Source organism: Ruegeria sp. AN6 (assembly GCF_056540425.1).
Window position 1 is genome coordinate 34,566 of sequence record NZ_JBQFWR010000013.1, and the last position, 13,401, is coordinate 47,966.

Annotated in this window: 11 protein-coding genes and 1 pseudogene; 9 read left to right on the top strand and 3 right to left on the bottom strand. The window is 56.9% G+C overall.

Going from position 1 to position 13,401, the window contains the following annotated elements:
- Positions 1 to 104 precede the first annotated feature (104 nt).
- The 9 genes from ACR0MQ_RS17800 (at position 105) to ACR0MQ_RS17840 (ending at position 9,719) form a co-directional block, all read left to right on the top strand.
- Positions 105 to 890: a trypsin-like serine peptidase gene (locus ACR0MQ_RS17800; protein ID WP_480609894.1), complete on the top strand. Its 786-nt coding sequence runs from the start codon at positions 105 to 107 to the stop codon at positions 888 to 890.
- The gene (locus ACR0MQ_RS17805; RefSeq protein ID WP_480609896.1) at positions 887 to 1,705 is read left to right on the top strand and encodes a trypsin-like serine peptidase; all 819 of its coding nucleotides are present in this window, start codon (positions 887 to 889) and stop codon (positions 1,703 to 1,705) included. The genes ACR0MQ_RS17800 and ACR0MQ_RS17805 overlap by 4 nt, the downstream gene beginning before the upstream one ends.
- 121 nt (positions 1,706 to 1,826) lie before the next feature.
- A complete protein-coding gene (locus ACR0MQ_RS17810) occupies positions 1,827 to 2,294 on the top strand; it encodes an Hsp20 family protein (protein WP_170775845.1) in 468 nt (155 codons plus the stop codon).
- 301 nt (positions 2,295 to 2,595) lie between these two features.
- Positions 2,596 to 3,675 carry a hypothetical protein gene (locus tag ACR0MQ_RS17815; RefSeq protein ID WP_480609898.1) on the top strand — a complete coding sequence of 360 codons (1,080 nt, stop codon included), beginning with the start codon at positions 2,596 to 2,598 and terminating at the stop codon, positions 3,673 to 3,675.
- Positions 3,676 to 3,992: 317 nt separating this feature from the next.
- Positions 3,993 to 5,117 (top strand): hypothetical protein, encoded by a 1,125-nt coding sequence (locus ACR0MQ_RS17820; RefSeq protein ID WP_170473513.1) that lies wholly within the window; start codon positions 3,993 to 3,995, stop codon positions 5,115 to 5,117.
- Between the two features lie 75 nt (positions 5,118 to 5,192).
- Positions 5,193 to 7,124 carry an AAA family ATPase gene (locus tag ACR0MQ_RS17825; protein ID WP_480609900.1) on the top strand — a complete coding sequence of 644 codons (1,932 nt, stop codon included), beginning with the start codon at positions 5,193 to 5,195 and terminating at the stop codon, positions 7,122 to 7,124.
- 334 nt (positions 7,125 to 7,458) lie between these two features.
- Positions 7,459 to 8,796, top strand: a complete 1,338-nt coding sequence (locus ACR0MQ_RS17830; RefSeq protein ID WP_170775854.1) for a DUF6638 family protein — start codon at positions 7,459 to 7,461, stop codon at positions 8,794 to 8,796.
- 1 nt (position 8,797) lies between these two features.
- Complete coding sequence (locus ACR0MQ_RS17835) at positions 8,798 to 9,064, top strand: hypothetical protein (protein WP_170775856.1); 267 nt, start codon at positions 8,798 to 8,800, stop codon at positions 9,062 to 9,064.
- A 10-nt stretch (positions 9,065 to 9,074) separates the two neighbouring features.
- The gene (locus ACR0MQ_RS17840) at positions 9,075 to 9,719 is read left to right on the top strand and encodes a DUF1523 family protein (RefSeq protein ID WP_170775858.1); all 645 of its coding nucleotides are present in this window, start codon (positions 9,075 to 9,077) and stop codon (positions 9,717 to 9,719) included.
- Positions 9,720 to 9,764: 45 nt separating this feature from the next.
- Here ACR0MQ_RS17840 and ACR0MQ_RS17845 read toward each other — a convergent pair whose 3' ends face one another.
- From ACR0MQ_RS17845 to ACR0MQ_RS17855, 3 genes and pseudogenes are all read right to left on the bottom strand, one after another.
- Complete coding sequence (locus ACR0MQ_RS17845; protein WP_480609903.1) at positions 9,765 to 10,859, bottom strand: flagellar basal body P-ring protein FlgI; 1,095 nt, start codon at positions 10,857 to 10,859, stop codon at positions 9,765 to 9,767.
- Positions 10,860 to 10,918: 59 nt separating this feature from the next.
- Positions 10,919 to 12,615, bottom strand: a pseudogene (locus tag ACR0MQ_RS17850) (flagellar biosynthesis protein FlhA); the annotation flags it as partial.
- A gap of 69 nt (positions 12,616 to 12,684) precedes the next feature.
- Entirely contained in the window at positions 12,685 to 13,362 is a 678-nt protein-coding gene (locus ACR0MQ_RS17855) for a lytic transglycosylase domain-containing protein (RefSeq protein WP_480609905.1), read from the bottom strand.
- Positions 13,363 to 13,401 lie beyond the last annotated feature (39 nt).

Consider the following 13,401-nt stretch of genomic DNA (forward strand, 5'->3'; position numbering starts at 1 on the left):
GCGGGCATCAGATCAGAGCGAATCCAGGACGGACCGCATTTGCCCTATTTTCGCCGTACCCACAGCATACGACTGTTGATCGGACCACTTGACCGGAGACCTGTGTGCGCAACTGGATCACGGCTATTACGCTTAGCTTGCTGCCTTTGGCAGGGCAGGCGCAGGATTCAGGGCTTAAAAGCCTTGATACCACTGACGCTGGACGAGAGTGGATGGCGGTTGGCCGGCTGGATATTGATGGAACCGGGTTCTGTACCGGATCGCTCATATCTCCAACGCTGGTTCTGACCGCAGCGCATTGCCTTTTCGACAAAACGACGAAACAGCGGATTGATCCTGCGCGGATCGAGTTTCTGGCGGGTTGGCGTCTTGGGCATGCGTCGGCGTATCGACCGGCACGGCGCACGGTGGTGCATCCGGAATATAAATATGTCGGTGATTTATCGGCGACTCGCGTACGTCACGATATCGCATTGATCGAGCTCTGGCAGCCGATCCGCAACACATCGGTCATACCTTTTGAAACCGGACACCGCCCAACTCGCGGTGAAGAGGTCGGTGTTGTCTCTTACGCCCACGACCGGGCCGAAGCACCGTCTCTGCAAGAGGTCTGTTCAGTCATCGGCCGTCAGGCGGGCATCCTGATCATGTCTTGTGACGTGGATTTCGGAGCGTCCGGTGCGCCGATTTTTTCGTTTGAGGGTGAACGCCCTCGCATCGTTTCAGTCGTAGCCGCCAAAGCTGAAATGCAGGGTCAACGAGTTGCGCTGGGCACCGACTTGAACGAATCTCTGGAATTGTTGCAGGCCGAGCTTTCCCAAGGGCGAGGTATGAACGCGTCTCTGGACAACAACACCAAACATCTTGGAGCAAAATTCGTTAAGCCATGACCCGGTTATTATTCAAAATTATTTTATGTTTTTCAGTTCTTGCAACCACATCTCAGGCCCAGAACGGAAACAAGCGCCGTCTGACGGACCGGGATGATCTGTACGGATGGGAAGCGGTTGGCCGACTAGATTTTGGCGATAAGGGTTTTTGCACGGGTACATTGATTGCTCAGGATATCGTATTGACGGCCGCCCACTGCGCGCTGGACAAGGCGACTGGTAAACCATACGCCCCCGGCGAAGTGACATTTCGCGCCGGGCTAAGCGATGGCGAAGCGCTGGCCGAGCGGAAGGTCATCCAGATCGCCGCGCACCCGGATTTTGTCGCGAACGCCCCTGTCTCGGCCCCTCGGGTTCGGGTTGATGTGGCTCTAATGCGGCTGGAAGAGCCGATTCCCTACTCTATTGCTGATCCGTTTGCCCTGCACAGTGGCCGCGTAACCGACAATGAAATCAGCGTCGCATCTTATGGGCGCGGCAGGGAAGACGCGATCCTGCGGCAGCGATCCTGTCACATTCTTCAGCGTGGACAGGGCCTGATCGTCTTTAACTGCGACGTCACATTTGGATCGTCTGGCTCGGCCATTCTGGCAAAGAAGGGGCCGCGCTGGCAGATATTGTCGGTTGCCTCGGCAATTTCAACGAATGGAGGTCAGAAAGTCGGTTACGGAATGGAGTTGTCGGGAATCGTTTCAGAATTGAAGGCGATCCTGCGCCGTGATGCACCCCGGCCAACAGCCACGATCCGCAGATTGCAGCCCGGATCAGACAAATCCAGCTCGGGTGCCAAATTCATCAGCGCCGGCGGGTCTTGAACCCGAACCAACCGCTTCCCATCTGAATTTTACCGGATCGCCACGATTGGGGTCCGGGAAACTCACCGCCCGTCCATACCGGAGGGCAAATTCGTAAATCGCTCAATGATGAGGATACGACATGCGTACATTTGACTTTGCACCGCTTCACCGCGCCACTATCGGTTTCGATCAGATCGCAGACATGATGGACCGGGTTCTGACCAACGATGTGGCTCAGCCCAGCTATCCCCCTTACAACATTGAAAAGACCGATGCCGACACCTATCGCATCTCGGTCGCTGTTGCCGGGTTCTCTGAGGCTGATCTGTCAGTTGAAGTAAAAGAAAATTCGTTGGTTGTCTCTGGCAAAAAATCCGCCGAAGACAAGGATCGCAGCTACCTGCACCGTGGCATCGCGACCCGCGCATTCGAGCGCCGCTTCGCCCTGGCCGACCACGTTCGCGTCACCGGTGCGAGCCATGAGAACGGCATGCTGAACATCGACCTGAAGCGCGAAGTGCCCGAAGCACTTAAGCCGCGCCGGATCGAGATCTCTTCAGCTAGTGCGATCGAAAAGGATGTGGTTGACGCAAAAGCCGTGAACTGACGCCTTTGATCACGTCGCGATAATCTTCTCCTCTCTGGGTTATCGCAATACACGCCCCGCGTTCCTCCAGACGCGGGGCGTTGTCGTTCTGAGGTACAATTATTGCTTTTGTTCCCGTCTCAACCCTGATGCGTTGCACCAGAAGCGCGCCTTAGGCTTTCCGTTCGTCTTAGGGTTGTCCCGCCTATCTTTTAATGTCCGAGTTTGCGAAACTCTGCGGGATTTTACCGCTTGCGGGGATGTAAATCTGTGTAACATCCCCTATCTTATTGGGTAGATAAGAAAAAAAGGAATAGGACAGATGTCGAACCAGCAGTTTGAAGCGTTGATTCAAGAAACTCAGGCCAAAGTGCGCGAAAGTCAGTCGCAGATCGAAGGGTTAACTTCGCGGATCGAAGCGGCACGGGCCAAGATTGGCACCGCCGAGGCGGATATCGACATCGAAAATGCCACGCTCGAGGATGTGCACGCCCATACCGAGGTGATGAACGCAAACATCGCCGAGCTGATCATGGGTTTGGATGACGTCACCAATGCGTTTTCCAAGGATTTCGATGAGATGCGCTCGAAAACCGGATGGGAGTCGTTTGTTGGCATCTTCGCCAAGGCCAAATCCGAGTCGATGCGCCAGGAGCGGATGCGCACCGCCAACATCGACGACAAGCTACAGGACCTGATCGCCAAATCCGACGTGATCGTGAAGCTGCTGGAAGGGCAGCTGTCGGTGTTGGAAGAACAGCGCGTGAAGGTTGAGGACAACCTGACCGGAACGCTGGACGATCGTGAGGCGACTGTGGCCGAATTGGAGGCCCTGCGGGCTGAGATTCAGGGCATGGACCCGACTATTATTACGCTGGAAAACAAGATCAGCGTCGAACAAGACGCCGCCGCGCGCACCAAGCTGGAAACAGAACTTGCCGAGCTGAACAAGCAATACAATGCCAAGGTTCAGGAAGAGCAAGTCAAGCTGGCCAAGTCGCAGACACTTGAGCGCTATATCGAAAAGGGCAAGACTTGGGTCGATTCACTGCAAAATCAGGCGGCGACGCAGATGGTTCTGATCAACAAGCTACAGACAGACACGCAACAGCGCGTGGTGCTGTATGACGCCCTGACCAAATCGCTGAAAACCGCACAACAGCAGGACGTGGCCCACCGCATCAACGAGATCGGCGTGCAGACCGACCAAGAGGCGCAAACCGCCATGGCCGCCATCGGAACCGCGACCAACCAGAAGATGGCCGACATGCTTGAGGCGCATGAGGACCACATGGTCTTTGCCCGCGATGTGCTGGAGAAAAAGGCCAAGGCGGATGAGCGCTTTGCCCGCCGCTTTGCCTCGATTGTCGAGAAGCATGATAAGAATTTGTATGGTGGCTGAGTGCGTTTTGCTTACCAGCAATTAGTATTGATGGTCTTGAGCCTTGGTCCACTTATGGTTCCAGAGTTTTTAGAAAAGTTGGGTGTAATAGACCATAAGCCGATCTATCCCGAGACTATCCAGATACTGCCTTCGATGGCTTTTGGCGCTTGGCTCATTCGGTTTTTGTGCTGGCTGAGTTGGGGTAGCGAGAGGGGGCTTCGTTTTCAGCGCTTAGTTGGGATTAATCCCGAGGTTGTGCTGCATAGTATTGGCTCGCCGCTATATCGGTGGTGGTTTCACATCGACAAAAACGGGAAGGACTTGGACGCTCCAAGATGACCGATAGAAGCCCCACCCAAGACCATGTCGGCCTGACCGACACTTTCGCCTCGCGCCGCTATTTCCGCAAATTCGAGGTGATCACCGTGCACCTCCTGCGCGTGGCGGCAACGATGGAGGCGGAGGGCGCGATCAGCAAGCAAGAGGTGCGGATCTTGTCGCGCTACCTCTCGGGGCTGCTCTACACGTTCCGAGCGCTCAGTATGAAGTACCTGCTGGTCGGGCGCGATACGGGACGGTTCTTTGGCAGTCTCGCCATGGACAAGCGCGACAGCGGGTTTCCCGTGGCGGCCGAGCTGCTGACCATGGCCAATGACGCGCAACAGGCTCAGGTCCATCTGGCCAATATGCCCTCGGAAGATGATCTGAAAACCGACATGGTGCGAACGATCATCGGGGATCAGGAAATCCCCACCAAGCTACAATTCGCGCTGTCCCAAAGGCTCTATTACGAGGAATTGCTGAAAGGCCAGCTGTTCTGGGCCCGCAACGATCCCGAATGCCACTGGATCGGGAATGAGGGCGAGCGGCGCAAATTCATGATCCACTGGGCGGTCTATGACAGCCAGATCAACCTGCCGGTCATTTACCTGATGCAGTTGGAGGACAGTGGCAAGACGGCCCTGCCCAAAGACCAGCGCCGCTGGCCCGAGGTGCAGGCGCATCTGATGGCTCAGTCCTTGGGCGGTCTGAAACTGGTGACCATCGCCAAGGGCTTCGATCAGGATTTCGACGACCTGCACCCCAAACACATGCGCCGCATCCATGTGGGGCCGATGTATTCCTCGGCCTATACCGAGCAATCCGGCCCGCTGCGGCAGGTGCTGGAGGACGCGCAATCTCCGCAAGGGCAGGATTGGGCGCTGGCCTGGACCACTGAAGAGCTGGAAAGCGAAGAGGTGATCGAGGAACGTGCCGGCTGGTTCTCGACCGTTGAGCGCGAGGTTTTTGCGCTGGACCCGTTTGGCGGTCAGGGGGCCGAGACCGGGGCCACACGCACCCAACGCTCGATCATACTACCCCAGCGCCCCTTTCAGGTGCTGGCCGAACGCAACCCGCCCGGATTCGCCGATGTGCGCAAGTTCGTGGTCAGCAAGGCCGGGCAGGTGTTGAGGTATTGAGACAAGTGGCGGGCTGAAGCCCGCCCTACAGAATTTGAGTAGGCCGGGCTTCAGCCTGGCATTGCGAGGAAGAAGATGAGTTTGACGTCAGATCAGATGGAATTGCGAGAAGACGATATTCGCAAGCATTACGCAGCAGCGACCGCATTGTTGAACGGGTTCGAGCATGCGCCGCGTATCGCCAAACCTGTTGAGGTTGCCGCAGAACGGTCTCCGGGTGTTTCGACGGGGCGTCGGTTCCGGTCTACGACACCGGGGCTGGTGACGCGCCGCGTTGCGCGCGCCGACGGGGTGCATCTGGTCGAACGGATTGAGGCCTCGGATGAGGGCGACACGCTGGTCTCGCCGCCTCAGGCCACAACGCAGCAGGCAATCCGCCGTGCAATAGCCATCGCTTTGGCTGTAGCCGAGGCGTATGCGGAGCAGACTCCGCTGGCCGACCTGAAGCGCGCCAACCTTGCCGGAGATCTGCCTGTCGCCCGCAAAACTGAATTCTCGGAATTACTGACCGCCGAAGCGCTGATCACGTCACATGTTCTGGGCAATGCGCTGGCCTATCTGATGTCCTCGCATCTGGGCGAGACTACCGCTGATATCGGCGAGATTGAAGAGGTTCTGACCGACAACGGCCAACTCGCCTTGCACGGCGCGCTGTGGGAGCTGGACCAGACCCTCGCCAAACACGCGCCCGATGATGCGCATCTGATCGCTGCGACCAGTGCCTATGCCGAACAACTGATGGAGAAAGCCGCCCTGCGCGCGCAATCCGCAGACCATCTGGCCCCGTTCCAGAGTGCCGCCTGGCATATCGAGGCCGACGACCTGACCATCCGGGGCTTCGAACCGGCATCAAAGGCCAAATCTACCACCCTGACCATGACGTTCAAAAAACCGAACGAAGTGGTCGGCAACCATATCGCCAAGTATCAGGCGATGAAGCTGGCCAAGATGGTGATGGCCTATGACTTTGACCGCCGCCTGAACCCGTTCGCGGAACTCGGCGGGTTCATCTTTACCTTCATGGGCGACGGCAAGCCGGGCACCGGAAAGACCACACTGATCCAGATGATGGCGGGACTGATCAACGATTATTGCCAGAACGCAGGCTATCCGTTCCGCTATCAGAACCTGAGCACCGACAATATCGACAGCTATCAGGGCAAATCCGGCCAGAACGCCAAGGCGTTCATCAACACGATCATCGACCCTTCGGTCATCGGCTTCGGCACCATCGACGATATCGACCAACTGGCAGGCAAGCGTGGCGACCGGCAGTCGTCAGCCGGGCAGCTGGAAATCACCGCCGTGCTGATGGAGAGCTTTGCCGGCGCCAACACCGTCGTGCGTGGCAACTGCACCTTTGGTATGTTCTCGAACTACCCTGAGAATGTCGACGACGCCCTGCGCCAGCGGGCCGGCGCGCGGTTCCTCGTGGATGGGCCGCAAACGCGCGAGGATTACATCGACATCCTGCACCTGCTGATGGGCCGCAACCACGACATCCCGCTGGGCGAGCACGACGCCTATGCCGCGCAGGAAATCAAAAAGGCCGTCGCCGCCAGTTTCGAAAGCCACTCTCGCCCGCATGAGGATGCTTTGCTACAGGTCTATGACCGGGTGTCTGGCGAGATCGGCCAGATGGACACGATCGCCAAGCTGGGCACCTACCTCAAGGCGATCCAACAGGCGGATGAGCGCTTTACCGGCCGCGCGATCAAGAACATCACCGACGCGGTCAAGGTCCGTGCGATGGATTTCGAACTTCCTGACGAATGGATGGAGAACCCCGACCTGTTCCTGTTCCGTGACTATGACACCAAGAAGGCAATGATCGAAGACCTGCGCCAGCCGATCACGGTCGAGATGGTGATGCAAGAAATCAACCGCTACGCCGACAGCGAATTCCGCTATGCCGACAAGAGCGACGAGGTCGCCATCGAAAACGCGGTACGAGAGATGGGCCGGATGGAAGAGGCCAAGCGGCGGTATCTGGAGGGGAAGGGGTGATGGAAGCTGCGCAGCTCATCGCTATCCTGTTGATAGGAGTGTCCCTAGCTTGCTGGACGGCGAGCTTCGCCGTTCGCAGAAATTTACCCGTGCCAGAAGGCAAGCTGTTCGCGCTTAGGTTCCTTGTTTGGTTCTCGCTCAGTGTTTGTGTAGGACCATTTGTCGGTCTTATCCCCTTGTTTCTCGGACTCGGATGGTTTTGGAGCTATTTTGTCCCGAAACAAGTTTTGGGCTCTGAAGTTTGGCATTACGCTTTCCTGGTCCTACTCGCATTGCCCTACATGTTTGCACTTGGTCTGGGTATAAGGCTTCAGTTCCGAAACGGTGATCCAGCATGATCCGCCTCATCGAAAAAGGCCTGATGTTCGGCAACCTCGTCCACATCTCCAGCCCGGCTCTGGTCGAGCGGTATAATCGCGCGCTGCAGCATCTGGCGGGCAAGACCACGGCGTTGACGGATTTCCATGTCGATATCTCGGGCCATTCGCCGGAGGTGGGGATTGAGCTGGAGGATGAGCTTTACCTCAATCCCAACGGGGTCAACCGGCAGTTCATCCTGCTGACGACCGAGCAGAAACGCGCACCTCTGTTGAACGTCAAATTCTCGACCTCGCGCGATATTCTGCGCGACTTCATCGAGATGAACGAGGCGCAGTTGTTTGCCCTGACTGCCACCGATGCGGTGGCCGGAGAGTTGGTGAATTCGGTCATCAAACTCACTACCCCGCGCGACCTGTTGAATTTAAGCAAGATCGAGATTGAGGCTGATACCGCAGGCGGCACCCTGCGCAAGGCCCAGCAGCTAGCGGGCATGGTCGAACGCTTTAAAACCGAAGAGGACGCCTGGTTCGACGACGTGCTGATCGCCAAGATGATCGAAACGGCCAAAGAAACCGGCGACGTCACCCGTAACCCCGTTCACCTGCGCCACACCGAATTCGAGCAGCGTAATTTCTGGACGGCACATTTCGGCGGGCTCTACCTGTTCCCGGATATGGACCACCCGGCGGCGATTTGCATGGGCGAAAAGCCTGACGATATGCCGATCAAATACGTCTTTGGCAAATCGCAGCGAAACCAGATTGCAAAGTTTCTGGACTACAACGATCTGGTTGAACCGATTGTCAAAGCGCGCGGCGTGGATGCTGCTGCGATACTGCAGCAGAAAATGGATTTCTTGACCATTGCTGCGGCGGCTGACGCTGATGTCGATCTGACCGGACTGGACCGCAGAGACATGCGCCGCCTCGCCCGGAACCACGCGGATCGCCTGCCCGAGGCCTATCATGGGCTGGCGCAACTGCTACGCTGGGCGACGGATGGCGGGCGTTGGCCGCGCATCACTTCGGACCATCCGGCCTATTTCTATACCTTGCGCGCAGCCGATACGCCGAACCGCGATCTGGTGAACATGCTGCTGGCAGAGCTTGCACCGCTGGACCCGCGCCAGCTGTTCATCTGCCACAAGGAGCTGTTCTATAAGACCTACTCCAACTGGCCAGAGGCCAAGAAAGCCTATGTTGCCGATTTCCTTGCGCGCGAGTATCAGGTGGACAAGGCTGGTGCCCGTGCGGCCTTGTTTGGCCATGAGCCGGACATGAGCGGTAACGACCGGGTCAGCGAAACGGTGATCGCACGGGTTGGCCCCTGGGGCGCAGTCGGGAGGGATTGAGATGTTCGGAGCAATGCGCCTGTTCTTGATCCTGCTGGTTGTCCAGACGATCGCCTATTTCGCGCTTTCCTTTTATTCGCGCAGCGTCAGGCGGCAGAAGCTGGAAACCTGGTGGGACGCGAAAGGCAAAACCGGCAACAAAGAAGCATTTGTCGCGCGTGGTTTGCACGTCTACGACAATTCGTTCCGGCGCAAATTGATTTTGGGTGTCTATATTGTGCCTTGGGTGGCGATTGGCGCGCTGATCTACATCGTGAATTACATATGAGGGTTAAGGCATGGCCTATGTAAAATGGGCGTTCATTATCATCTTCTGGGGCACGATTGCCGTGATCCTGCAGTATTCCCTGCCGCAGCACGACGTTGTGCGGATCGTCAACACCTATGAGGAACGTCAGGACCTGACGGATTGGACCCGGATTTTCTGGTCTGAACCCGAGGATCAATCCACCAGCCTGTCAAACCGCGATGTGCAGTTCATTCAGGCGGTGCGCGCCAACGGAAAGCCCATTGTCTATCGCAACGAAGACACCGGCTGGGGCTGGCCGCCCTATTTCAAGTTCGACACGGCGAACCTCTATACCGAGGCCAACGACGCGAAATCGACCAAGGAAAACCCCGATTGGGTGGTCGTAACGCATTACGGCTGGCGCAATGAGTTCATGTCGATCTTTCCTAACGCGATCTTCATTCGCCATGTCGATGGACCTGATGTGCGCATCATACCCTGGTTCAATATCATCTTCCTGACGATATTCGCGGCATTGGTATGGGCTATCTGGGTCCGGTGGCGCCGTTTTCGGCAAAAGAAGATCGATCCGGTTTTGGAAAACATGGAAGATGGTCTTTACGCCGCCGGTGATGCGATTGATGAAAAACGCAAAGGTTTACGCCGCTGGCTGGATAGTTGGAAATCCAAGTAAGTCGAAATCAGAGAGGTTCTTTGTTGATAGCATTTGCGATACTACTCATCTGACGATGAACTCGGCATGAAGCGCACCGGCAGCTTTGATGGTTTTCAAAATATCGATCATGTCGCGCGGCGATACGCCCAAGGCATTCAACCCGGCAACCACTTCGGAAAGAGTGGTTGCTTCGGGAATTTCCGCCAGTCCTGTTCCTTCTTCTTCCTCGATCCCGGCAAAAGTACGCGGAACGACGACTGTTTCTCCACGCGCAAAAGGATTGGGTTGAACGGCAATAGGGGCTTCCTCGACGGTGAGGGTCAAGTTGCCCTGCGACACCGCTACGCGCGAAATCCTGACATCTCGACCCAATACGATTGTACCCGATCTCTGATCGACGACAACACGGGTCTTGCTTTCGGGTTGGACTAAAATGTTCTCGATCCGACCGATTGCGTGGGCGGTAGAAACTGCGCGCGTTGCATCGATGCTTAGCTCCACAGCGCCGGAGTCGCGCATGAGTGCAACAGACCGGTTAAATTCGGTGTTTATCGCGGCTTCGATACGGCTGGCGGTCGTGAAATCCGGCTCCCTCAAAGCCAGCCTGAGTTGCGTTAGGTCGGAAAGGGTAAAGTCGATCTCGCGCTCAACACGCGCTCCGGAGGGTATGACTCCCGATGTCGGTACGCCGCTTACGACCGAAGCCGCGTCACCCTCAACCGCAGCACCACCAGCCAATACTGTTCCCTGGGCCACGGCATAGATCTGACCGTCTGCCGCATTCAGTGGTGTCGTGATCAGCGTACCTCCAAGAAGTCCTTTGGAATCTCCAATCGCAGAGACGGTTACATCGATCTGACCACCGACACGCGCGAAGGGCGGAAGTGTCGCTGTAACCAATACGGCGGCGACGTTCTTCGGGCGAAAATCCTCGCCATTCACGTTCACACCCAACCGTTCGAGAATGTTGGACATGATTTCTTCGGTAAACGGAGAATTACGCAAGCCATCTCCGGTACCGTTCAGACCGACAACAAGGCCATAGCCCACCAGGTCGTTGCCGCGCACGCCGTCGAAATCGACCAGATCTTTCAGACGGATAGCACCGGCGTTTGCGATACAAGGCAAGACTATCAACAGGAATGTGAGAATTTTCATCTGAGGAAGTTTACCAGCGAAAGGTTGGCGTTGCGGACGGTCACGGAATAAAGACTTTCCAGCTGGAACTGCACAGTTTGCAGCCGTGCCGCGGTTTCGCAAATCCCTGCGGGCTGAGTTGTGGTCAGGCGCGCTTCGGCTACGCTTTCAAGAATCAGTGCCATGTTGCGGATCGAGACCCGCTCATCAAGCAACAGCCGCAGGACTGCATGCAGCGTGTCGATCGGTACTTTGTCGGGGATCAATTCGTCCAGCAGCTTGCAGTTGGCCTCTGCCCGAGTCGGATCGCTGAGCCGCGTCATCTCGGACAACAGGCAGCGTAGGGATTTCAGAGTCAGCAAGCGTGAGAAATTCTGTTTGATGATCTCAAGCAGATGGGTCGCAAGGATTTCCGGGGGGGGGTGACGATTGTAGCCCCATTGAGTGCTGCGGCCTCCTGATCTTTGGGTAATATCCAGCGTGCAGGAGCGCCATAAACGGGTTCAGTCACGTCCGTGCCGTCGGGTGGAAAATCGTGCCCTTCTTGCACCAGAGCAAGCACAAGTTCAGAGTTTAGAACACCACGTGCCTGTTCAACCCCCTGCACTTTGATCACGTAGGTGCCCGTCGGCAGGTCCGCACGGTCGGTCAGACGTATCTCGGGCAGGATCAGGCCAAAGCTTTAAGCGACATAGGTCCGCATATTGGCGATCCGTGCATCTAGGCCGGTACCAGGATTCAATACCATGCTGACCAGGTCAGGTGCGAATTCAAGATGTACATCATCAAGGTCCAGGATGTCTCCGATGGCTTGCGAGACCGGAGTTTCAGCATCGACCACTTGCGGTTCGGTCTTGGCTTCTTCGCTTCGTTTCCGGATACCGGAGTATGCGGTATAGCCCAGAACCCCGGCCCCCAGAATAAAGGGCAGAAACGGCAAGCCGAGAACCAACGCAAACAGAGCCATCAGAACTGCAACAGTCCCCAACGCTGCCGGGTGGCGTCCAAGCTGCGAAAATATCGCGCTGTCAGTTGCGCCTTGCGTACCGCCGCGCGCCAGCAACAAAGCGGAGGCGATCGATATGATCACCGCTGGGATCTGCGAGACCAAACCATCGCCGACAGTCAGGATGGCATAGGTTTCAAAGGCCGATGTGACTGGCATCCCATGCACGATAACGCCCATGACCAGCCCCATCACAAGGTTGAGCAGCGTAATCAGCAGCCCGGCGATGGCGTCACCTTTGACGAATTTTGACGCCCCGTCGAGCGAGCCAAAAAAGGTGGTTTCCTGTTGTTCGCGTTCACGCCGTTCTTTGGCTTGCTGGTGGTCGATGGCTCCGGCAGACATGTCGCTGTCGATGGCAAGCTGTTTGCCGGGCATTCCGTCCAGTGCGAACCGAGCGCCGACTTCGGCCATGCGCGCCGCTCCTTTGGTAATGACCATGAAGTTCACGATCAGAAGCACGCCAAACACCACCAGCCCCAAAAATATGCTACCGCTCATGACGAACTGGGCAAAGCCCTCGATCACGTCGCCAGCCGCATTGGTGCCAGTATGCCCCTGCCCGATGATCAGCTTGGTCGAGGACACATTCAGCGACAAACGCAGCATCAGTGAGGCCAGCAGGATCGTCGGGAAGGATGAAAAATCCAAAGGCCGCTCAATGAACAGTGTCAGGGTGAAGATCAGGATCGCCAGTGCAAATGAGGCGGCCAAACCCACATCCAGCACCCAGGCGGGCATTGGCAGGATCATCATGACGATGACCGCCATCAACGCTAATGCCAGCAGAATGGTCGGAGAGAACAAGGTGCGGGGATCGATACGGGGCACGGCCTGCTCCTAGTTAAACGTAATGAAGGCGGTGCCAGTGGTGGTATCGGGCACCAGAGACCCCAGCGCTTTCTGTTCGGCCGGATGTGCGCTCAAGGGTATGAGCGGAGCTGCCGCAGCTGTGAATGGATCGCGTCGACTGACTAGGGGCGATCCGTTCAATTGCGTCAATACAGTCTGAAAGCGGTCTGAATACGCCGCTGCGTGCTGGTGGGTCCGCGAATGGTAGGCCCCGGCAGCGGCAGGCCATGATCCAAGCTCCGCATAGAGCTGGGACAGAAATCGAGCTGCGTAAGCGGCGTTTTCGTCCGGATCGAACATTGCATCGATCGAGCGAAAGGCCTTGCCGTGCCAGCGGTAATTAATCTGGAAGCATCCCACATCAAAATTGCGAGTGCCGGATTTGAAGATGTCGAACACGTAAGATTTTGCTTCGACCTCAGAGGCGAACCAATAGCCTTGCCCCTCGCGATTGACGGTCCAGGGCCAAGGTTCCAATCTACCGTCCAGCGTACGGCCTGTTTCGACCCGAGCAATTGCCCTGAGGACGTCAAGAGGAACGCCCTCGGCCTGAGCTGCGCGGCGCGCGGCGTGATCGCACAGCGCGGCTGTCGATGTTGCATGTCCGGTGTGGGCTAGAAAGACATGCGCCAAAAGCGCAGCAATGAGAAGTTTATGAATTGGCATTCTGCCGGTCCGGGATTCTGGTCAGTCCCTCTCAAGCTA

Excerpts from the sequence above, each read along its gene's own strand:
- ACR0MQ_RS17805 (WP_480609896.1), top strand. The coding sequence starts at position 887 with ATGACCCGGTTATTATTCAAAATTATTTTATGTTTTTCAGTTCTTGCA.
- ACR0MQ_RS17810 (WP_170775845.1), top strand. The coding sequence starts at position 1,827 with ATGCGTACATTTGACTTTGCACCGCTTCACCGCGCCACTATCGGTTTC.
- ACR0MQ_RS17815 (WP_480609898.1), top strand. The coding sequence starts at position 2,596 with ATGTCGAACCAGCAGTTTGAAGCGTTGATTCAAGAAACTCAGGCCAAA.
- ACR0MQ_RS17820 (WP_170473513.1), top strand. The coding sequence starts at position 3,993 with ATGACCGATAGAAGCCCCACCCAAGACCATGTCGGCCTGACCGACACT.
- ACR0MQ_RS17825 (WP_480609900.1), top strand. The coding sequence starts at position 5,193 with ATGAGTTTGACGTCAGATCAGATGGAATTGCGAGAAGACGATATTCGC.
- ACR0MQ_RS17830 (WP_170775854.1), top strand. The coding sequence starts at position 7,459 with ATGATCCGCCTCATCGAAAAAGGCCTGATGTTCGGCAACCTCGTCCAC.
- ACR0MQ_RS17835 (WP_170775856.1), top strand. The coding sequence starts at position 8,798 with ATGTTCGGAGCAATGCGCCTGTTCTTGATCCTGCTGGTTGTCCAGACG.
- ACR0MQ_RS17840 (WP_170775858.1), top strand. The coding sequence starts at position 9,075 with ATGGCCTATGTAAAATGGGCGTTCATTATCATCTTCTGGGGCACGATT.
- ACR0MQ_RS17845 (WP_480609903.1), bottom strand. The coding sequence starts at position 10,859 with ATGAAAATTCTCACATTCCTGTTGATAGTCTTGCCTTGTATCGCAAAC.
- ACR0MQ_RS17855 (WP_480609905.1), bottom strand. The coding sequence starts at position 13,362 with ATGCCAATTCATAAACTTCTCATTGCTGCGCTTTTGGCGCATGTCTTT.